Here is a 19,121-nt window from a genome sequence, read left to right as displayed (position 1 = left end):
TGCCACCATGACCGCCGAAATTCTCACTGCCCTGCGCGAACGCATCCAGGAATCCCGGCGTGCCGCCGTGGCGCAGTTCCGTGAACACGAGCGTCCCGACACGCTGCTGGGCGACCTGCGCCGCATCGTCGATGCGGCGCTGCGCGACCTGATCAAGCACTGCCCGCTGCCGGCGGGCGCCACCCTGGCAGCGGTGGGCGGCTATGGCCGCGGCGAGCTTTATCCGCACTCGGACGTGGATCTGCTGATCCTGCTGCCCCACGCCCCCACCACCGACGACGAATCGGCCATCGAACGCCTGGTCGCCGCGCTGTGGGACCTGGGGCTGGAACCCGGCCACAGCGTGCGCACCATCGAAGACTGCGAACGCGAGGCCGACGCCGACATCACCGTCGAGACCGCGCTGCTGGAATCGCGCTGGCTGGCGGGCAGCCGCGCGCTCATGAAGAAATTCGACGCGGCCACCAAGTCGCGGCTGGACCCGCGTGCGTTTTTCCGCGCCAAGCGGGTCGAAATGCAGCAGCGCCACGCCCGCTACCACGACACGCCCTACGCGCTGGAGCCGAACTGCAAGGAATCGCCCGGGGGCTTGCGCGACCTGCAGGTCATCCTGTGGATGGCGCGGGCGGCCGGTTTCGGCAACAACTGGCGCGCAGTGGCCCAGGCCGGCCTGCTGACCTCGTCCGAGGCGCGCGACCTGCGCAAGGCGGAACAGGCCTTCAAGCGCCTGCGCATCGAGCTGCACCTGCTGTCGAACCGCCGCGAAGACCGCGTGCTGTTCGACCTGCAACCCGCGCTGGCCGAGGTCTATGGCATCCACGCCACCGCCACGCGGCGCGGCAGCGAACTGCTGATGCAGCGCTATTACTGGGCCGCGCGCCTGGTGACGCAGTTGAACGGCATCCTGGTGCAGAACATCGAAGAGCGCCTGTTTCCCCGTCCTGACAGCGATGCGCGCGACATCGACGACGATTTCCGCAACCTGCGCGACCGCCTGGATATCATTCGCGACGACGGCTTCGAGCGCAACCCGACGCTCTTGCTGCGCGCCTTCCTGGTGATGCAGCAACACCCCGAGCTGACCGGCATGTCGGCGCGCACGCTGCGCGCCATCTGGCATTCGCGCCACCGCATCGACGCGCAATTCCGCCGCAACCCGGTCAACCGCAAGCTGTTCCTGCAGATCCTGCAGCAGCCGCGCGGCATCGTGCACGAGCTGCGCCGCATGACCATGCTGAACATCCTGCCGCGCTACCTGCCGGTGTTCCGGCGCATCGTCGGCCAGATGCAGCACGACCTGTTCCATGCCTACACGGTGGACCAGCACACGCTGGCCGTGGTGCGCAACCTGCGCCGCTTCACCATGCCCGAGCACGCCCAGGAATATCCGCTGGCCAGCCAGTTGATCGCCGGGCTGGACCGTCATTGGTTGCTGTACGTGGCGGCGCTGTTCCACGACATTGCCAAGGGCCGCGGCGGCGACCATTCCGAACTGGGCGCGCGCGAAGTGCGCAAGTTCGCGCAAGACCACGGCATGGAGCCCGAAGACACCCGGCTGGTGGAATTCCTGGTGCGCCAGCACCTGCTCATGTCGGCCGTGGCGCAAAAGCGCGACCTGTCCGACCCGGCGGTCATCCAGGACTTCGCCGCCACCGTGAAGGACGAGCGCCACCTGACCGCGCTGTACCTGCTGACCGTGGCCGACATCCGCGGCACCAGCCCCAAGGTCTGGAACGCCTGGAAGGGCAAGCTGCTCGAAGACCTGTACAAGCTGACGCTGGCCGCCCTGGGCGGCGCCCACGCCGATGCCCACACGGTGCTGACCGAACGCAAGGAAGAAGCCGCCCGCCTGACGCGCCTGGCCGGCCTGCGCGACGATGCCCGCGAAGCCTTCTGGAACCAGCTGGACGTGGCGTACTTCCTGCGTCACGACGCCTCGGACATCGCCTGGCACACCCGCCACCTGTACCACCAGGTGGCGCCCGCCCAGGCCGTGGTGCGCGCCCGCCCCACCGAACAGGGCGAAGGCCTGCAGATCATGGTGTACACCCGCGACGTGCCGGACCTGTTCGTGGCCATCTGCGGCTATTTCGACGCCAAGTCGCTGTCGGTGCAGGACGCCCGCATCCACACCACCCGCCATGGCTGGGCGCTGGACAGCTTCATCGTGCTGCTGCCCGAAGGCGCCAGCGACCTGCGGGCACAGGCCACGCTGGTCGAGCATGAACTGGCCGAACGCCTGAAGGACCCCCGCGCGGCCCAGGCACAGCCCAGCCGCGGCGGCTATTACGGGCGCGGGCGCCAGTCGCGCATGTCGCGGGTGTTCCCCATCATGCCGCAAGCCGAACTGCAGCCTGACGAACGCAGCACGTCGTGGCGCCTGTCGGTCACCGCGACCGACCGCCCCGGCCTGCTGCACGCGCTGGCGCGCGTGTTCGCGCAGCACGAGGTGAACCTGCTGATGGCCAAGATCATGACGCTGGGCGACCGGGTCGAAGACGTGTTCATCGTCGACGGCTCGGCGCTGGCCCGCCCGCGCAGCCAGATGCAGTTCGAACGCGACATCCTGGACGCCTTGGCCGGCGACGACGCGCGCCAGCAGGCGGCCTGACGGCCACGGCCCGCATGCCGCCCGCCCGTGGCGGCATGCGAGCCGGCGCCCCCCCCCCCCTTCCCACATCGCCAGCGCGCCGCTGACCGCATACAATCCGGTTTTCGGCTTGGCGATGCCCTGCGATGGAGCTCAACGAATACTTGCGTGTCCTGGGTACCAGCTTCTTTTTCGCGCTGGCGACCTTGTTGCCATTCCTGAATCCGCCGGCAATCGCCCCCATCTTCCTGTCGCTGACCGAAGGCGCGTCTTCGGCCACCCGCACGGTGCTGGCCAAGCGGGTTGCCGTGAATGTCGGACTGATGCTGATCGTGGCCATGGTGGCCGGCAACGTGCTGCTGAGCTTTTTCGGCATCTCGCTGTCGATCGTGCGGGTGGGCGGCGGCCTGCTGGTCATCGCCAGCGCCTGGCGTCTGGTCAATTCGCCCGACGCCGACACCGAGCGGGTGGCGCGCATGGCCGAATCCTTCACCCCTGAAATGGCCAAGGCGCGAGCGTTCTATCCGCTGACCTTTCCCATCAGCTGCGGCCCCGGCTCGATCGCGGCGGCCATCACCGTGGGCGTGTCGCTGCGCGACCAGAACCACGTGCTGAGCCTGCTGCGGCTGGGCGGATCGATTCCCGGCATCATCGTCGTGTCGCTCACGCTATACGTCTGCCTGCGCTTTGCGGCGCAGATGCTGCACCGGCTGGGCGACAATGGCACCGCGGTGTTCATGCGCATGTCGGCCTTCATCATGCTGTGCCTGGGCGTACAGATCTTCTGGGAAGGCTCGCGCGAACTGCTGCTGGGCGTGCTGCAGCAAGGCATGCAACCAATTCCGATTCCCAAGGCCTAAGCCTGCCTGATCCGCCGTCCCGGCGCGCCGCACCCGACTCGGGCTGCCGCGACCGGGGCTTACCTTTTGAACCCTTAACGCAGAATCACCATGACTTCCCGCTCAGAACGCCTGCTTCGCCTGATCGCCCTCTTCTGTTTCGGCGCCGTGGGCATTGCCCTGATTTCCCAGTATGCCTTCGACATGCCGCCCTGCGCCTGGTGCGTGATGCAGCGCCTGATCTACCTGGTGATCGGCGTCATTGCCCTGGTGGGCGGTTTTGGCGGCGGCCGTGTGCTGACCCGCGTCTGCGGCGGCCTGGCGGCGCTGCTGGCCGCCACCGGCGTGGCCGCGGCGTGGTACCAGTACAGCGTGGCCGCCAAGATGCTGTCGTGCGACCAGACCTTCGCCGACCGCTTCATGACCGGCATCGGCCTGGACGGCAGCGTGCCCTGGCTGTTCGGCATCTACGCCACCTGCATGGACGCCGTGGTGCCGGTGCTGGGCATCGAATATGCCCTGTGGAGCCTGGCGCTGTTCGTGATCCTGTTCTTCATGGCGTTGCCCGTCGTGTTTGGACGCGGCCGGCCGGGCGCCCTTTGAAGTACCTGACCGGTTACCCCGAATCGTTGCTGGCGCAGGCCCGCACCCTGCTCGACCAAGGCAAGCTGGGGCCGGCGCTCTTGGCCCGCTATCCCGGCGGCGCACACGACGTGCGCACCGACCGGGCGCTCTACGACTATGTGGTGGACCTGAAGAACACCTATATCCGCAACGGCGCGCCGCTCAGCAAGATCGCGTTCGACAGCAAGATCCACGTGATCCAGCACGCGCTGGGCCAGCACACCTATATCTCGCGCGTGCAGGGCGGCAAGCTCAAGGCCAAGCACGAGATCCGCGTGGCCACGCTGTTCAAGGCCGTGCCCGAGCCATTCCTGAAGATGATCACGGTGCACGAACTGGCCCACCTGAAGGAAAAGGACCACAACAAGGCCTTCTACAACCTGTGCCAGTTGATGGAACCGCAGTACCACCAGTACGAGTTCGACCTGCGGCTGTACCTGACCCATCTTGAGGCCACCCGCCAGCCGCTCTGGGACGTCAACGCCCAGGCGTGAGGCCATGCGGCCCAAAAAAATCGCCGCCCCGAGGGGCGGCGATTTGCATGCCGAAGCAAGATCCGCAATCAGGCGTCGTTGGCGGCGTAGCCCATGTTGAATTGCAGGCCGCTGGCGCCTTCGTCTTCGCCGGGCTCCGCACGCGACTGGCCCAGGCGAGCCAGGTATTCCGCGGTGATGTCGCCGGTGATGTATTCGCCGTCGAAGCACGAGGCTTCGAAGCGCGACAGCTTGGGATTGATGTCCCGCACGGCCTGCTGCATGTCGTGCAAGTCTTGGTAGACCAGGCTGTCGGCGCCGATGGCACGGGCGATTTCCTCGTCGCTGCGGCCGGTGGCGATGAGCTCGCTCTGCGTGGGCATGTCGATGCCGTAGACGTTGGGGAAACGCACCGGAGGCGCGGCCGAGGCGAAGTACACCTTGTTGGCACCGGCGGCGCGCGCCATGTCGACGATTTCACGGCTGGTGGTGCCGCGCACGATGGAATCGTCCACCAGCAGCACGTTCTTGCCCTTGAATTCCATGCCGATGGCATTGAGCTTCTGGCGCACCGACTTACGGCGCACGGCCTGGCCCGGCATGATGAAGGTGCGACCCACGTAGCGGTTCTTGATGAGACCTTCGCGGTAGTCCAGGTTCAGGCGCGCGGCCAGCTGCATGGCGGCCGGGCGCGAGGAATCAGGAATGGGCATGACCACGTCGATATCGCCCAGGCGCATGTTGCGGGCAACCTTGTCGGCCAGGTATTCGCCCATGCGCAGGCGCGCGTCGTACACCGACACGCCGTCGATCAGGGAATCGGGACGCGCGAAGTAGACGTATTCGAAGATGCAGGGCACGAGCTGGGGGTTGTCGGCGCACTGGCGGCTGACGAAGCGGCCGTCCAGGTCGACGAACACGGCTTCGCCCGGCTCGACGTCGCGCACGAAGGCAAAACCGCTGCCTTCCAGGGCCACGGATTCGGATGCCACCATCCATTCGACGCCTTCGTCGGTTTCCTGGCGGCCGATGCACAGCGGACGAATGCCGTTGGGATCGCGGAAGGCCAGCAAGCCATAGCCGGAAATCTGCGCGACCACAGCGTAGGCGCCGCGCACGCGCTTGTGCACGGCCGAGACGGCGCGGAAGATCGCGTCGTCATCGAGCGACACGCCGTTGGCCGAGGATTGCAGCTCGTGCGCCAGCACGTTCAGCAGGACTTCGGAGTCGGAGTTGGTGTTGATGTGGCGGCGGTCGACGCGGTAGAGCGATTCGCGCAGTTCGCGCCAGTTGGTCAGGTTGCCGTTGTGGGCAAACATGATGCCGAACGGGGCGTTGACGTAGAACGGCTGCGCTTCTTCTTCGCTGGCGCTGGAGCCGGCGGTGGGATAGCGCACCTGGCCCACGCCGGACGTGCCCGGCAAGGCGCGCATGTTGCGCGTGCGGAATACGTCGCGCACCAGGCCGTGGGCCTTGTACATATTGAACTGGTTGCCTTGCGACGTCGCAATGCCCGCGGCGTCCTGCCCGCGATGCTGCAACAGCAGCAAGCTGTCATAGAGCAGCTGGTTGACCGGCCCGCGCCCGATGACCCCTACGATTCCACACATGGTGACATTTCCTGGTTGATGTAAAGCTAATCAATACGGCAGCCAAGTCGCCAGGGACGGCGGCAGCCACGTCTTGATATGTTTGATGGCCTCGATGGCCGAATGCGAAAACATGGCGTCCTGCCACCAGGGCTCTTGGGGCAACGGCGTATAGCCGGCGGCGGCGACCAGCGCCAGCACGATCAAGAGACCCCGGGCAAGACCGAACATGCCGCCCAGGCCGTGGTCGGCCGGGCCCAGTCCGGTGCTGCGGATCAAGGCGGCAAGCGTCATGTTGACCAACCCCACGCCGAGCAGCACGATAATGAAAACCACCGCGTACGAGACACCCATGCGCAGCAGCGTCGTTTCAATATAGGGCTCCAGCCAGGTATAGACCGTGGGGCCCCACCATATCGCGGCCACGAAGGCCAGCAGATAGGCGACCAGCGACAGCACCTCTTTGAGCAGGCCGCGCACCAGGCCCAGCACACCCGATACCGCCAGGATGGCCAGCACGACGAAGTCGAAACCGGTCACTACTGGGCGGCGGCAATGAAACCGTTGTCATAGCCCAGGGTGCGCAACCGCGCCTGGGCCGCCTGCGCCGCCTCGCGCGAGGGGAACGGCCCCACGCGCAGACGGTACTGCTGCTTGCCTCCGATGGAAGCCTGCTCGACGAATGCGTTGGTGACACCGGCCTGGTGCAGCTTGGCGCGGCGCGACTGGGCGTCTTCGGACGTGGTGTAGGCGGCGATCTGCAGCACGAAATTGCCCTTGGCGGCCGCCGGCTTGGGCGCGGGCGTGGCAGCGGCGGGCGCGGAGCGCCCTTCCAGCAGCGCCAGCGCGCGGGCACCGTCGTCGGAACGGGTTTCAGGCTTGGGCGTGGCCGGCTTGGGCTCGGGCTTGGTTTCCGGCTTGGGCGGCGGGGTCTGGGCCGTGCGCGGCGGCGTGGCGGCCGGCGGCGTGGCAACAGGCGGCGTCGTGGCCGGCGGGGTGGTCGCCGGCGGCGTGGCGGTCTGCGGCTGTGCCGACGTGACCGGCGGGGGCGTGGGAATGCTGGGCGGCTCGTTGGGCGCGGTGCCCTGCGCCGCGGGCGTGGGGGTGGCCACGCCGGCCTGGGGTTCGCTCACCTGCGGCTGGAACGGCGTATTGCGTTCCGGCACCCTGATGGGGATGTTGTCGGCAACGGGGACGGGCTGGGAATCCAGCACCATGGGCAGGATGATGACGGCCGCCAGCACCAGCGCGATGGCGCCTGCCAGTCTGCGCCGAGCGCGTCCGCGCAGTTCCGCCGCCTGGACCTCGCTAGGCACCGCCGCCCGTTTGGAGGGCTGCGCCTGGTCGGCAGGATCTTTGCGATTGAAAAAACCCATGGGAGAGAATTCCTTGCCTACGTGTTTTTTGCTTACGCCTTGCGGCCCAGCGACTGCAAAACCGAGGCCACGGTGAGAAACGAGCCAAACACCACGATTCTATCATTCTCGCCCGCCCGTTCGCGCGCCGCGGCAAAGGCTTGCGCGGGGTCCGGGAAGGCGGACACGCCCGGCGCCTGCCCTGCAGCGGGCGCGGCAGGCAAGGCGGCGGCGACCTGGTCGGCCAGGGCTTGACCGCTGCCCCCGCGCGGGCCGGGCAGGCCCGCGCAGAACCAGTGATCGATGCGTGCGCCCAGCTTGGCCACGACGCCGGCCAGGTCCTTGTCGTTGAGCATGCCGAACACCGCGTAGGTGTAGGGATGGAAACCCATGTTGTCCAGGTTCTGCGCCAGCACGGCGGCGGCGTGCGGGTTATGGGCGACGTCCAGGATGATGGTGGGTTGGCCAGGCAGGATCTGGAAGCGGCCTGGCAGTGACGCCTGCAAGAGGCCCTGGCGCACGGCCTGCGCGGGCACCGGCAGGCGGTCGCGCACGGATTCCAGCGCGGCGAGCGCCGCCGAGGCGTTCAGCAGCTGGTTGGCGCCGCGCAGCGCCGGGTACGCCAGCGCACCGCGGCGCTGTTCACGTCCGCCATAGGCCCACTGCTGGCGGTCGCCGGAATAGTTGAAGTCGCGGCCGAACAGCCAGAGGTCGGCGCCGATGGTCTCGACGTGGTCCAGCAGCGACTGCGGCGGCACCGGGTCGCTGCAGATGGCGGGCCGGCCGGCGCGGTAGATGTGGGCTTTTTCGAAGCCGATCTTTTCGCGGGTGTCGCCCAGCCAATCGGTGTGGTCCAGGTCGACGCTGGTGACGACGGAACAGTCGGCGTCGATGATGTTGACGGCGTCCAGGCGGCCGCCCAGGCCGACTTCGAGCACCACGGCGTCCAGGCGCGACTGGGCAAAGAGACGCAGGATGGCCAGGGAGGTGAATTCGAAGTACGTCAGCGAGGTTTCGCCGCGCGCGGCTTCGACGGCGACGAACTGCTCGATCAGCGCCGCATCGGTGGCGATCTGGCCGTTGACGCGGGCGCGCTCGTTGAAATCGATGAGGTGGGGCGACGTGTACAGCCCGACCTTGTAGCCCGCGGCCAGCAGGATGGCTTCGAGCATGGCGCAGGTGGAGCCCTTGCCGTTGGTGCCGCCCACCACGAACTTCACGCCCGACAGCGCCAGATCCATGCGCGCAGCCACCTCACGGACGCGTTCCAGTCCCATGTCGATGGCCGTGGCGTGGATGGATTCCAGGTATTGCAGCCAGTCGGACAGGGTGGCGGAAGCGTCGGGCGTGCGGGCAGAAGGCATGTCGGGGTCGCAAAGGAAGTCAGCCCGCAATTTTAACAGTCGCGGCCCGTGTTTTCCCTAATCCCCCAGGGAGTGCAGCGGTATCGCCCGGGAAAAATCGCTTGCCGATGTTTTTTTCATACGTGAAAATAAATTCACATATGAAAACTCAAAAGGAAGAGACATGACGCAGCGCAAGACCCCGGCCTGGCTGGTGCGGGAAGCGGACGTTCCGGGTTACCACCCCGCCAACCACACCGGTACGCTGAACCGCCGACTGATCGGCCCGGACACGGTGGGCGCGCGCGGCGTGGAGGTCCTGCTGGGCGTGATCGACAAGGGCAAGGGCGCGCTGCCGCACGCCCATCCGGGCATCGAGCAGGTCTGTTACCTGCTGTCGGGCACTGCCCGTGCCCAGGTGGCGGATGAATGGGCCGACATGGGCCCGGGCGACTGCTGCTATTTCCCGCCGGACATCCCGCACGTGTTCACCGTCACCAGTGACGAGCCCGCCCGCCTGCTGGTGATCTACACACCGCCCTACGAAGAGTCGCCCGACCGCGTGATCCGGAATTTCCCGCCAGCCGCGGCCGGCGCCTGAGGCGTCGCGGATACCGGCAACGAACCCGTCCACCCCCCAAGAAAACCAGGCAGCGGCCGCAGAGCCGCGCCCGGCATCCCCATCAGGAGACAACCCCATGCAAGCCCTAAGACTATTTGCCGCCCTGCTCGCCAGCGGCGCCACGCTGCTGGCCCAGCCCGCCGCACACGCGGCGACGGACTACCCCAACAAGCCCATCACCCTGATCGTGCCCTTCCCGGCCGGCTCGGGCACCGACGCCGTCGGCCGCATCTTCGGCGCCGAGCTGTCGACCATCCTGGGGCAGCAGGTGGTGGTGGAGAACAAGCCCGGCGCCAACGCCACCATCGCGGCGAGCTATGTGGCGCGGGCGCGGCCGGACGGCTACACCCTGTTCGTCACGACCAATACCTCGCACTCGGCCGCCCCCTGGCTGATGAAGAACATTCCCTATGACCCGGTCAAGGATTTCACGCCGATCGCGCGCGGTGGCAACCTGCCTTTCATTCTGGTCGTGAACCCCAAGCGCCCCTGGAAGTCGGTGGCGGACCTGGTGGCCGATGCGCGCCAGCATCCCGGCCGCATCACCTACGCCAGCGGCAACAGCACCGGCATCGTGGCCGGCGCCACGCTGGCCAATCGCGCCAAGATCGACATCCTGCACGTGCCCTACAAAGGCACCCCGCAAGGCCTGACCGACGTGGTCGGCGGCCAGGTGGATTTCATGTTCACCGACCTGGCATCCGGCCTGCCGTTCGTGCAATCGGGCCAGTTGCGCGCGCTGGCGGTCTCCACCGCCGAGCGCAGCGCCATCGTGCCGGACCTGCCGTCCATGGCCGAATCGGGCGTGCCGGATTTCGACCTGAATTCCTGGAACGGCTACTTCGGGCCGGCCGGCATGCCGCCCGAGGTAGTGGCCAGGCTGAACGACGCCATCAAGCAGGTGGTGGCCAAGCCCGACGTGCGCAAGCGCCTGGCCGGCCTGGGCTTTGACGCCTTTTCGAGCACCCCGCAAGCCTTCGCCCAGTTTGTCGGCGAGCAGCGCGACCTGTGGGGCAAACTGATTCGCGATGCGGGGATCGAGCAGCAATGACGCACGCCACCCAGACGCCCCCCACCCCGGACACAGGCCCCTTGGCCGGCGTGCGCATCCTGGACCTGAGTTCGGTGGTGATGGGCCCCTATGCCACGCAGGTGCTGGCCGACCTGGGCGCCGACGTGATCAAGGTGGAATCGCCGGCCGGGGACAACATGCGGGCCGTCGGCCCCATGCGCAATCCGGGCATGGGACATCTGTACCTGCACCTGAACCGCAACAAGCGGTCGGTGGTGCTGGACCTGAAGACGCCCGAAGGCCGCGAGGCCTGCCTGCGGCTGGCCGAGAGCTGCGACGCCCTGCTCTACAACATCCGGCCCCAGGCCATGGCCAGGCTGGGCCTGTCGTACGAAGCGGTGGCGGCGCGCAACCCGCGCATCGTCTACCTGGGCGCCTATGGCTTCGGCGAGGCCGGACCCTACGCCGGCCGCCCGGCCTATGACGATCTGATCCAGGGGCAGACCGGCATCGCCGCGCTGTCGGCGCAGCAAAGCGGCGACGTGCCGCGCTATGCGCCGCTGACGCTGGCCGACCGCGCGGTGGGGCTGCACGTGGGCATCGCGCTGGTGTCGGCGGTGCTGCACGCCCGCGCCAGCGGCCAAGGCCAGCCAGTGGAGATTCCCATGTTCGAAGGCATGGCGCACCTGGTGCTGGGCGACCACCTGGGCGGGGCCACCTTCGAGCCGCCGCTGGGCCCCACCGGCTATGCGCGGCTGCTGGCGCCGCACCGCCGGCCCTACGCCACGGCCGACGGCTACCTGTGCCTGCTGATCTACAACGACAAGCACTGGCGCAATTTCTTCGACCTGATCGGCCAGCCCGAACTGGCCGACGACCCGCGTTTTTGCACCCACGGCGCACGGGCGGCGCACATCAGCGAGGTGTACGCCTTTGTCGCCGACGTGATCCGCACGCGGGCGACAACGGCCTGGCTGGCGGACCTGGCGCGGGCCGACATCCCGGCCTCGCAGCTCTATACGGTGGACGACCTGCTGCAGGACGAACACCTGACCGCCACCGGCTTCGTGCAGGACGTGGACCACCCCACCGAGGGCCGCCTGCGCACCCCGGCCCCGCTGGGCCGCTATCAAGGCACGCCCACGTCCCTGCGCCGCCCGGCCCCCACGCTGGGCCAACACAGCCGCGAAGTGCTGGCCGAAGCTGGCTACGACGACGCCGGCATCGCCGCCCTGTTCGCTCACCGCATCACCCAAGACGGAACCGACTGATGGACTTTGCATTCACCCCCGACCAATTGGCGCTGCGCGACGCCGTGTCCCGCATCTGCGACCGCTACCCCGACGACTACTGGCTGGAACGCGACCGCGAAGGCGGCTTTCCCGAACCCCTGCATGCGGACCTGGCACGCGACGGCTGGCTGGGCATCGCCATGCCGCAGGAATACGGCGGCGCCGGCCTGGGCATGACCGAGGCCGCCCTGATGATGCAGACCATTGCGGCGTCGGGCGCGGGCTTTACCGGGGCATCCGCCGTGCACATGAACATCTTCGGGCTGAATCCGGTGGTGGTGTTCGGCAGCGACGAGCAGCGCGCCCGCTGGCTGGAGCCGCTGATCGCGGGCCGCGAAAAAGCCTGCTTCGCGGTGACGGAGCCGGACGCCGGGCTGGACACCACCAAGCTGAGCACCCGCGCGGTGCGCGACGGCGACGACTACGTGGTGCACGGCCGCAAGATCTGGATCTCGACCGCCCAGGTCGCCACCAAGATGCTGCTGCTGGCCCGCACCACCCCGCTGTCCGAGGTGGCCAAGCCGACCCAGGGCCTGTCGCTGTTCTATACGGACTTGAACCGCGACAAGATCGAGGTGCGCGAGATCGAGAAGATGGGCCGCAAGGCGGTCGACTCGAACATGCTGTTCATCGACGGCCTGCGCATTCCGGTGGCGGACCGCATCGGCGAAGAGGGCCGCGGCTTTGAATACATCCTGCACGGGCTGAACCCCGAACGCATCCTGATCGCGGCCGAAGCCGTGGGCATCGGCCGCGCCGCGCTGGACCGGGCGGTGAAGTACGCCGGCGAACGCACGGTGTTCGGCCGGCCCATCGGCCAGAACCAGGGCATCCAGCACCCGCTGGCGCAAGCCTGGATGCAGCTGGAAGCCGCCGACCTGATGGTGTTCAAGGCGGCCAGCCTGTACGACGCGGGCCAGCCCTGCGGCCCGGCGGCCAACGCCGCCAAGTACCTGGCGGCCGAGGCCGGCTACAACGCCTGCCAGACGGCGGTGATGACGCTGGGGGGCATGGGGTATGCCAAGGAGTACCACGTGGAACGGCTGCTGCGAGAAAGCTTCATTCCGCGCATCGCGCCGGTCAGCCCGCAGCTGATCATGTGCTTCATCGCGGAAAAGGTGCTGGGGCTGCCGAAATCGTATTGAAGCTAGGACTGCTGTTCCAGCCCCGTGCAGGCCGCCCGCAGGATGCGGGCATACTCTTCCTGGTGCGGCTCGATCCGGTAGATCGGGCCGCCGACCGAGATCGCGTAGTGCTCACCGGACAGCGTGACGGGCCAGGCGATGGCGCCGACATCCGCGATGGATTCACCGCTGTTCATGAACCAGCCGCGCTGGCGCGAATGATCCAGGTCAGTCAGGATCGCCTCGCGCGTGACCAGCGTGCGCTCGTTGTAGCGTGTCAGGGGCGTGGCGCCCAGCAGCGCATCCCGCCCCGCGTCGTCCAACAGCGACATCAGCGCTTTTCCCAGCGAATTGGCGTGTACGTCCTTGAACTCGCCTGCAACAGGCGCGTATCGGATCGTATGCGGCGAATCCAGCACATCCAGGTAGACCACCCGGCCGTCCTGCGTCAGCTTGGCGAACACGACGGTTTCCCGGGTTGCGTCCCTTAATTCAACCAGGCTGGGATAGACGCGGTCGAGCACGGGATCGGCCCGGGCGATGCGCTGCGCCATCGCCAACAGGCGCCCGGTGGGGTAATACCCCTGGCGGCGCCCGGTTTCATACAGATAGCCGAGCCCGGTCAGGGTCCGGATCAGGGCCAGGCAACTGGACACCGGCACATCCAGCAGGCGGGCCAGCTCGGACAGGGGCAGTGCGCGCTTCTCCCGGGCGTAGGTTTCGATGATTTCTATGACTCGCAGCGCCGTCTTGACACTCATTGCCCGATCCGAACTATTTAGCACGTGAAACATCCGGCCTTGCAGGGGGCTAAAGTTCCCTGCGAGGGTGCCGTTATCGTAGCTGAGAATTCCCTGAAAACAGCGCGTTCCTCCGAGACGCCCACCTCGCCGTTGGAGTGATCATGGCCGTATCCCCCATAGCCCCCGCTACGTTCGCTCCGGCGCCGGTAGCCGCTACGCCGGTCGTAGCAGACCCATCCGTCACCGTTACCCCGCCCGTGGCGAGCAGCAACAGCAGTGGCAGCGACACCGCCACGTCGGAGCAGTCCACCTCGCAGAAGCTGCCGCTGGAAAAAGCGCTGGACGAGATCAATGACCAGATGAAAGCGTGGTCGACCCAGTTGCAGTTCGAGATCGACCCGAACGTGCATCAGGTGGTGGTGTCGGTGGTGGACGCCAATACGGGGGACGTCATCCGCACCATCCCCAGTGAAGCCCTGCTCAAGATCGCCAAAATGATCGTGAACATGCAGGGAAATGGCATCAAAACCACGGCTTGATATGGCCCCGAATATTTTCTGCTGTGCCCGTTTTGGCGCCATTCGATGACAGAAGCATCGAATTAGGCCCGCCTTATGCCCTTACCCGGCCAATCGCCGGCACCCTATTTTTGACAGAATCGCATCGCTAGGAAGGAATTTCACATGGCCTCTATCACTAACCTCGGTTCGGTTTCCGGCTTGCCCCTGGAAAAGATCCTGTCGGACCTGCAGGCCGCCGAGGATAAAAAGCTCTCGATCTACACGACTCGTGCGGCCAGCTACAAAACGCGCATCGATGCCTATGCGCAGCTGCAAAGCGCGCTGGAGGCCGTGCAGAAATCGGCTGGCGTGCTCGGCAAGCCCGAAACGATGTCCGCCATCAAGGGCAGCGTCACGGGCGGCACCGCCTTGACGGCCGTCATCACGGCCGAAGGCGCGCTTGCGGGCAAGCCGGGCGCCGTGGCCGGTCAATACACGATCGCCGTGAACACCCTGGCACGCGCCCAAAGCCTGCAATCGGGCGCAGTGGCCGACCGTACCGCCAAGAACGGCGACACGGGTTCCTTCGAAGTCGAGCTGGCCAACGGCACCAAGCACACCGTCGATCTGAAGGGCGATACGTCGCTGAACGGCATCGTCAAGGCCATCAACGCCGACGACAAGTCCGGCCTGCGCGCCACGGTCATCAACGACGGCAACGGCAACAACTACCTGATGCTGACGGCCAAGGACACCGGCGTGCAGGCCTCGGTGAAGAACATCACGGTGACGGGCGACCAGTCGCTCAAGAACGTGCTGAGCTTCAGCACCGCCGCCGACGGCACCACTACCGGCATGACCCAGACCAAGGCCGTCGACGCCGAAGTGGTCATCAACGGTCTCACCGTCAAGAGCGGCTCGAACAGCCTTTCGACGGCGATCGACGGCGTCACGCTGAACCTGACCGAGACGACCCCGACCGACAAGCCGATCACCCTGAAGCTGGAATCGGATACGTCCGTCGCCAACAAGGCCATCCAGGACTTCGTCAAGAACTACAACGCACTGCAGTCGACCATCAAGAACCTGACGGCCTTCGACGCCAAGGCAGCCACCAACCAGCCGCTGACCGGCGACGGCACCACGCGCTCGATCCAGTCGTCGATGACCAGCGCACTGCAAGCGGTGCTGGGCGAGGGCACCGTGCGTTCCCTGGCCGACCTGGGCATCACCACCGATCCGCAGACGCGCCAGTTGAAGCTGGACCAGACCAAGCTGGACAAGGCCCTGGCCGAGAACCCCGGCGACCTCACCAAACTGCTGTCGGGCGACAACGGCCTGGCCAAGAATTTCGAGGCCGCGTTCAAGGACGTGCTGGGCACCAACGGCTCGTTGAAGACCCGCACCGACGGCCTGAACAAGACCATGAGCGACCTGGACGCCCAGCAAAAGCGCGCCAAGGCCTCGAGTGACGCGGAAATGGACCAGATGCGCACCCGCTTCGTCGCATTGGACAAATTTGTTGCCCAGACCAGCGTCACGGCCAACTACCTGACCCAACAATTTGCGGCGATGAACAAATCGAGCAAATAACCTGTAGAAGATGCATTAATGACTTACGCCGCCCGCCGTCCCACAGGGTCCCACTCTGTCCGCTCCTACGCCGATATCGGCCTGGAAACCCAGGTCCTGGGCGCGAGTCCGGAGCGGCTGATCACCCTGCTGTATCTGGGCGCCCGGGCGGCTATCGGGCAAGCGCGCATCCACATGCAGGAAGGCCGCATCGCCGAACGCGGCGCGGCCATCTCGAAAGCGATCAAGATCGTCGATGAAGGCTTGAAGACCGGGCTGAACATGGAGGCCGGCGGCGACATCGCCGCCAACCTCGCCCGGCTTTACGATTACATCGTCCGCACGTTGCTGATGGCGAATCTGAAAGCAGATCCCGAGCAGCTCGACATCGCCGACCGCCTGCTGGCGGACCTGGCCGAGGCTTGGCAGACTTCCATCGACCGACCGGCTGGCGTGACGCAGCCCTGATGGCCCACTCCACGATTTCAGCCAGCCATCGAACGCCCGAGATTTCCATGACGTCCCTTACCCAGTACTCCTCTCCCATCCTGGAACACTACCAGGAGATCGCTCACATCACGGGCGAAATGCTGACGGCCGCCCAGGCTGGCGACTGGGATGCGGCGATGGTCCATGGACTGCAATACTGCGAGCTGGTCGAGCGCCTGCGCGTCGCCGAACCCAAGGCGCCGCTGGACGAAGCCGGCCGCGCCATGAAGTACGACCTGCTGGTGCGTATCCTGGAAAACGATGCGCTCACGCGCGACCTGGCGCTTCCGCAACTGGCCCGGCTGGGCGAACTGCTCGGCCGCATGAAGCGCCAGCAGACCTTGCTGTCGGCCTACGGCTACCAGGCGTCTGAAGAATGAGCGTAGGTCCCGCGGCACTCGGCAACGTCCTGGTGCAGCGGTTGGACGCCGTGCTTGGCACGACCATGTCCGCCGCGAACGCCAACCAGGTTTCGGGCGCGCGGCCCGATGCGGTCAGCCAGCCCGCCGGCCTGGACCGGCCCGGCTCGGCGGATGGCTCCACGCGCGACGCGCGGCAAGGCATACAGACCGGCGGCGCCCGGGGCGACCGGCCGGCAACCGTTGTCGACGCCAAGACCGCTGCGGCGCTGGCGCTGGCCGCACGTGGCCTGGTCACCAGCAGCGACACCACGGCCTCGGCCCCCACGACGCTGGGCACCACCGCCCGCGCCATCCTGGCGCTGCTGGCCCAGTACCCTGAAGCCGCACCCGCAGTCCAGGGCCGAGCCCCGCTCTGGACGGGCGAGGCGCCCGCCCAACCCGCCGGCACACCGGCACAGCCGGCCGCCGGCCAGCCCGCAGGGCAGCCAACCGCGCAGCCCGGCCAGCCGCCGGCGCAGCCGGGCAACGCACCGCAAACGGCCCTGCCCGCCAGCACTGCGGCGGCCATGGCGGCCACAGCCGCCGCCGATCCCGCCGCAGAAACGCAAACCGCCGCCAAACCCGGCCGGCCCGCCGGCGCAGGTGATGCACCGACCGGCGCCAAGGGCGCCGACGCCACCCAACACGCCTCCCTGGCCGCAGCCGGCCCGTCGGCCCGCGCGCTGGGCCAGGCGCTACGCACGGCCTTGCAGACCAGCGGCCTGTTCTACGAATCGCACCTGACCGACATGGTCTTTGGCCGCAGCAACCCGGCCCAGCTGCAGCTCGAACCGCAAGCCAGGCTGACCAAGGCCGGCGTGCCGACGGACGCCGACACGGCCCGCCCGCGCGCCGACGCGCCGACCTCGAGCCGCGCCAGCGCCGATGCGCCGGCCACGCCAGGTTCGTCCAGCACGCCCGCGCCCGGCACCCCGGTCAGCGGCATCCACCAGGACCTGACCCTGCTGGTTCGCCAGCAGCTGGACGTCCTGGCCAACCAGACCCTGACCTGGCAAGGCGAAGCCTGGCCCGGCACGCCGATGGAATGGGAAGTCGAGCGCGAACCCTATGGCGGCGACCCCGATTCCGCCGTGCCCACCTGGGCCACCCGCCTGAAGCTGGACCTGCCGCGCCTGGGCCTGGTCGACGCCCGCCTGAACCTGGCCGGCGACCAGATCGTGCTGCAACTGGTGGCCCCGCACAGCGCCACGGAAATCAATGATTCGTCGGACCAATTGCGGGCGCGCCTGTTGGCGTCGGGCCTGACGCTCAGCCATCTGGTGGTGAACGTGGTGGATCCGCGTCCCGTCATGCCGACGGATTTCTGATGAGCCTCGTTCCGCCCTCCGATACCGGCCCCAACGCCAACCGCAACGCGGCCGTCGCCATCTCGTATGACGAAAAAGACGGCGCCCCGCGCGTGGTGGCCAAGGGCTACGGCCAACTGGCCGACACGATCGTGCGCGCCGCCGAAGAGAATGGGCTGTATGTGCATGAATCCCGCGAGCTGGTCGGCCTGCTGATGCAGGTGGACCTGGATTCCCATATTCCTCCCCAACTCTACGTAGCAGTGGCAGAATTGCTGGCCTGGCTGTACCGCCTGGAATCGCGCGACCTGCCCGATGGCGCGCCGCCTGCCTGACCCCATTTCCCCAAGGACGATCACCGTGTTGGATGCCAGCGATCCGGAATTTCTGCTTACCCGGCCGGAAGACATGCGCGCCGCGCTGTTTGAATTGACGCACCCCGACAGCCACATCCTGGTGCGCGATGCCGCCGACCGCGAGATGGCGGTGCTGGTGCTGGGCGCCGACAAGCAGACCCGCCAGTTCTTCTGGCGGCCGCGCGACTACGCCGGCGCCGATTTCGAACAATCGGACAGCATGGGTTTGCTCAGCGGCACCACCTTCCATTTCCACGCCACCGCCTACGGCGGCGTGCAGATCCGCTTCCGGGTCCAGCGCCCCGAGGTGATCTATTTCGACGACGGCAGCGCCGCGCTGATGTCGCCGTTTCCCGACCGCCTGGCGCGCATCCAGCGCCGCAAGATGTTCCGCGCGTCGCTGGCCGCCAGCGCAGGCCGCTGCCAGGCAAGCTGGCGCCCGGCGCCGATGGAAAAGCCCATCAGTTTTTCGGTGCGCGATATTTCGGTCGATGGCGTGGGCTTGCGGGTTGGCATGGCGGTGCAGGCCCTGCCGGAACGTGGCACGGTGCTGGAAGACGTGCAACTGGATTTCGGCGAGCTGGGCCAGTTGAACGCGCGCCTGCAAGTGCGCAACGTCTACCCCATTTCCGGCCAACCCATGACCCAGGCGACCAGCCCGGACGAACCGGCGCCGGTCCACGTCTCCCTGACGGGCGAACCGCCCATGAGCCACCTGGGCGCGGTCTTCCTGGACCTGAATGCGCGCCAGGAAAACTGGCTGCAACAAGTGGTCTGGCGCCTGGAAAAAACCGCCAGATAGCGGTTGCCCCCACGCCGCACACCCTGCGCGTGCTTGCGGCCCCCAAAGGGGGCTGCCCTGCCTTGGGGCGGCTCGGCGGCGGGGGCTT

The 19,121-nt window shown here is 67.2% G+C and carries 20 protein-coding genes; 15 read left to right on the top strand and 5 right to left on the bottom strand.

Features of this window, described 5'->3' with window-relative positions:
- Nucleotides 1–7 precede the first annotated feature (7 nt).
- The 4 genes from ACUDP5_RS11845 to ACUDP5_RS11830 all read left to right on the top strand — a co-directional run bounded on the left by ACUDP5_RS11845 (nucleotide 8) and on the right by ACUDP5_RS11830 (nucleotide 4,547).
- Nucleotides 8–2,611: a [protein-PII] uridylyltransferase gene (locus tag ACUDP5_RS11845; protein ID WP_445658827.1), complete on the top strand. Its 2,604-nt coding sequence runs from the start codon at nucleotides 8–10 to the stop codon at nucleotides 2,609–2,611.
- Nucleotides 2,612–2,736: 125 nt separating this feature from the next.
- Nucleotides 2,737–3,450, top strand: coding sequence for a MarC family protein (locus ACUDP5_RS11840; RefSeq protein ID WP_025138848.1), 714 nt, complete (start codon nucleotides 2,737–2,739; stop codon nucleotides 3,448–3,450).
- Nucleotides 3,451–3,540: 90 nt separating this feature from the next.
- Nucleotides 3,541–4,032, top strand: a complete 492-nt coding sequence (locus ACUDP5_RS11835) for a disulfide bond formation protein B (protein ID WP_445658826.1) — start codon at nucleotides 3,541–3,543, stop codon at nucleotides 4,030–4,032.
- Nucleotides 4,029–4,547, top strand: coding sequence for a M48 metallopeptidase family protein (locus ACUDP5_RS11830; protein ID WP_263912476.1), 519 nt, complete (start codon nucleotides 4,029–4,031; stop codon nucleotides 4,545–4,547). The genes ACUDP5_RS11835 and ACUDP5_RS11830 overlap by 4 nt, the downstream gene beginning before the upstream one ends.
- A gap of 68 nt (nucleotides 4,548–4,615) precedes the next feature.
- Here the strand turns inward: ACUDP5_RS11830 and purF are convergent, their stop codons facing one another.
- From purF to folC, 4 genes are read right to left on the bottom strand one after another with little or no spacing between them, the layout of a single operon-like run.
- Nucleotides 4,616–6,136: an amidophosphoribosyltransferase gene (gene purF / locus ACUDP5_RS11825; protein WP_263912474.1), complete on the bottom strand. Its 1,521-nt coding sequence runs from the start codon at nucleotides 6,134–6,136 to the stop codon at nucleotides 4,616–4,618.
- Between the two features lie 30 nt (nucleotides 6,137–6,166).
- Nucleotides 6,167–6,655, bottom strand: coding sequence for a CvpA family protein (locus ACUDP5_RS11820; protein WP_025138852.1), 489 nt, complete (start codon nucleotides 6,653–6,655; stop codon nucleotides 6,167–6,169).
- Nucleotides 6,655–7,491 carry an SPOR domain-containing protein gene (locus ACUDP5_RS11815; protein WP_445658825.1) on the bottom strand — a complete coding sequence of 279 codons (837 nt, stop codon included), beginning with the start codon at nucleotides 7,489–7,491 and terminating at the stop codon, nucleotides 6,655–6,657. Before ACUDP5_RS11815 ends, ACUDP5_RS11820 begins: the two co-directional genes overlap by 1 nt.
- A 32-nt stretch (nucleotides 7,492–7,523) precedes the next feature.
- Nucleotides 7,524–8,834, bottom strand: a complete 1,311-nt coding sequence (gene folC / locus ACUDP5_RS11810; RefSeq protein WP_445658824.1) for a bifunctional tetrahydrofolate synthase/dihydrofolate synthase — start codon at nucleotides 8,832–8,834, stop codon at nucleotides 7,524–7,526.
- A 163-nt stretch (nucleotides 8,835–8,997) separates the two neighbouring features.
- Here folC and ACUDP5_RS11805 point away from each other — a divergent pair, with 163 nt between their 5' ends.
- From ACUDP5_RS11805 to ACUDP5_RS11790, 4 genes are all read left to right on the top strand, one after another.
- Nucleotides 8,998–9,414 (top strand): cupin domain-containing protein, encoded by a 417-nt coding sequence (locus ACUDP5_RS11805; RefSeq protein ID WP_263912469.1) that lies wholly within the window; start codon nucleotides 8,998–9,000, stop codon nucleotides 9,412–9,414.
- A gap of 97 nt (nucleotides 9,415–9,511) precedes the next feature.
- Nucleotides 9,512–10,486, top strand: a complete 975-nt coding sequence (locus ACUDP5_RS11800; RefSeq protein WP_263912468.1) for a Bug family tripartite tricarboxylate transporter substrate binding protein — start codon at nucleotides 9,512–9,514, stop codon at nucleotides 10,484–10,486.
- Nucleotides 10,483–11,718, top strand: a complete 1,236-nt coding sequence (locus tag ACUDP5_RS11795) for a CoA transferase (protein WP_263912467.1) — start codon at nucleotides 10,483–10,485, stop codon at nucleotides 11,716–11,718. Before ACUDP5_RS11800 ends, ACUDP5_RS11795 begins: the two co-directional genes overlap by 4 nt.
- Complete coding sequence (locus tag ACUDP5_RS11790; protein WP_263912465.1) at nucleotides 11,718–12,884, top strand: acyl-CoA/acyl-ACP dehydrogenase; 1,167 nt, start codon at nucleotides 11,718–11,720, stop codon at nucleotides 12,882–12,884. Before ACUDP5_RS11795 ends, ACUDP5_RS11790 begins: the two co-directional genes overlap by 1 nt.
- 2 nt (nucleotides 12,885–12,886) lie before the next feature.
- Here the strand turns inward: ACUDP5_RS11790 and ACUDP5_RS11785 are convergent, their stop codons facing one another.
- Nucleotides 12,887–13,624 (bottom strand): IclR family transcriptional regulator, encoded by a 738-nt coding sequence (locus tag ACUDP5_RS11785; protein ID WP_445658823.1) that lies wholly within the window; start codon nucleotides 13,622–13,624, stop codon nucleotides 12,887–12,889.
- Nucleotides 13,625–13,767: 143 nt separating this feature from the next.
- On the opposite strand from ACUDP5_RS11785, the gene ACUDP5_RS11780 reads away from it, so the two are divergent.
- The 7 genes from ACUDP5_RS11780 (at nucleotide 13,768) to ACUDP5_RS11750 (ending at nucleotide 19,033) form a co-directional block, all read left to right on the top strand.
- On the top strand, nucleotides 13,768–14,145 hold the full coding sequence (locus ACUDP5_RS11780; RefSeq protein ID WP_263912461.1) for a flagellar protein FlaG: 378 nt from the start codon (nucleotides 13,768–13,770) through the stop codon (nucleotides 14,143–14,145).
- Between the two features lie 144 nt (nucleotides 14,146–14,289).
- Nucleotides 14,290–15,699 carry a flagellar filament capping protein FliD gene (fliD, locus tag ACUDP5_RS11775; protein ID WP_263912459.1) on the top strand — a complete coding sequence of 470 codons (1,410 nt, stop codon included), beginning with the start codon at nucleotides 14,290–14,292 and terminating at the stop codon, nucleotides 15,697–15,699.
- Between the two features lie 18 nt (nucleotides 15,700–15,717).
- Nucleotides 15,718–16,146 carry a flagellar export chaperone FliS gene (gene fliS / locus ACUDP5_RS11770; RefSeq protein WP_263912457.1) on the top strand — a complete coding sequence of 143 codons (429 nt, stop codon included), beginning with the start codon at nucleotides 15,718–15,720 and terminating at the stop codon, nucleotides 16,144–16,146.
- A 47-nt stretch (nucleotides 16,147–16,193) separates the two neighbouring features.
- Nucleotides 16,194–16,547 (top strand): flagellar protein FliT, encoded by a 354-nt coding sequence (locus tag ACUDP5_RS11765; protein ID WP_263912455.1) that lies wholly within the window; start codon nucleotides 16,194–16,196, stop codon nucleotides 16,545–16,547.
- The gene (locus tag ACUDP5_RS11760; protein ID WP_445658822.1) at nucleotides 16,544–17,896 is read left to right on the top strand and encodes a flagellar hook-length control protein FliK; all 1,353 of its coding nucleotides are present in this window, start codon (nucleotides 16,544–16,546) and stop codon (nucleotides 17,894–17,896) included. The genes ACUDP5_RS11765 and ACUDP5_RS11760 overlap by 4 nt, the downstream gene beginning before the upstream one ends.
- Complete coding sequence (locus ACUDP5_RS11755; RefSeq protein WP_263912453.1) at nucleotides 17,896–18,210, top strand: EscU/YscU/HrcU family type III secretion system export apparatus switch protein; 315 nt, start codon at nucleotides 17,896–17,898, stop codon at nucleotides 18,208–18,210. The genes ACUDP5_RS11760 and ACUDP5_RS11755 overlap by 1 nt, the downstream gene beginning before the upstream one ends.
- A 25-nt stretch (nucleotides 18,211–18,235) precedes the next feature.
- A complete protein-coding gene (locus ACUDP5_RS11750; RefSeq protein WP_445658821.1) occupies nucleotides 18,236–19,033 on the top strand; it encodes a flagellar brake protein in 798 nt (265 codons plus the stop codon).
- The last annotated feature ends 88 nt before the right edge of the window (nucleotides 19,034–19,121 follow it).

Source organism: Achromobacter sp. NCFB-sbj8-Ac1-l, from assembly GCF_052695805.1.
This window is presented reverse-complemented; position numbering and strand designations above follow the sequence as displayed.

Coding starts and splice junctions, on each gene's coding strand:
- ACUDP5_RS11845 (WP_445658827.1), top strand. CDS start 8: ATGACCGCCGAAATTCTCACTGCCCTGCGCGAACGCATCCAGGAATCC.
- ACUDP5_RS11840 (WP_025138848.1), top strand. CDS start 2,737: ATGGAGCTCAACGAATACTTGCGTGTCCTGGGTACCAGCTTCTTTTTC.
- ACUDP5_RS11835 (WP_445658826.1), top strand. CDS start 3,541: ATGACTTCCCGCTCAGAACGCCTGCTTCGCCTGATCGCCCTCTTCTGT.
- purF (WP_263912474.1), bottom strand. CDS start 6,136: ATGTGTGGAATCGTAGGGGTCATCGGGCGCGGGCCGGTCAACCAGCTG.
- ACUDP5_RS11815 (WP_445658825.1), bottom strand. CDS start 7,491: ATGGGTTTTTTCAATCGCAAAGATCCTGCCGACCAGGCGCAGCCCTCC.
- folC (WP_445658824.1), bottom strand. CDS start 8,834: ATGCCTTCTGCCCGCACGCCCGACGCTTCCGCCACCCTGTCCGACTGG.
- ACUDP5_RS11805 (WP_263912469.1), top strand. CDS start 8,998: ATGACGCAGCGCAAGACCCCGGCCTGGCTGGTGCGGGAAGCGGACGTT.
- ACUDP5_RS11800 (WP_263912468.1), top strand. CDS start 9,512: ATGCAAGCCCTAAGACTATTTGCCGCCCTGCTCGCCAGCGGCGCCACG.
- ACUDP5_RS11795 (WP_263912467.1), top strand. CDS start 10,483: ATGACGCACGCCACCCAGACGCCCCCCACCCCGGACACAGGCCCCTTG.
- ACUDP5_RS11790 (WP_263912465.1), top strand. CDS start 11,718: ATGGACTTTGCATTCACCCCCGACCAATTGGCGCTGCGCGACGCCGTG.
- ACUDP5_RS11785 (WP_445658823.1), bottom strand. CDS start 13,624: ATGAGTGTCAAGACGGCGCTGCGAGTCATAGAAATCATCGAAACCTAC.
- ACUDP5_RS11780 (WP_263912461.1), top strand. CDS start 13,768: ATGGCCGTATCCCCCATAGCCCCCGCTACGTTCGCTCCGGCGCCGGTA.
- fliD (WP_263912459.1), top strand. CDS start 14,290: ATGGCCTCTATCACTAACCTCGGTTCGGTTTCCGGCTTGCCCCTGGAA.
- fliS (WP_263912457.1), top strand. CDS start 15,718: ATGACTTACGCCGCCCGCCGTCCCACAGGGTCCCACTCTGTCCGCTCC.
- ACUDP5_RS11765 (WP_263912455.1), top strand. CDS start 16,194: ATGACGTCCCTTACCCAGTACTCCTCTCCCATCCTGGAACACTACCAG.
- ACUDP5_RS11760 (WP_445658822.1), top strand. CDS start 16,544: ATGAGCGTAGGTCCCGCGGCACTCGGCAACGTCCTGGTGCAGCGGTTG.
- ACUDP5_RS11755 (WP_263912453.1), top strand. CDS start 17,896: ATGAGCCTCGTTCCGCCCTCCGATACCGGCCCCAACGCCAACCGCAAC.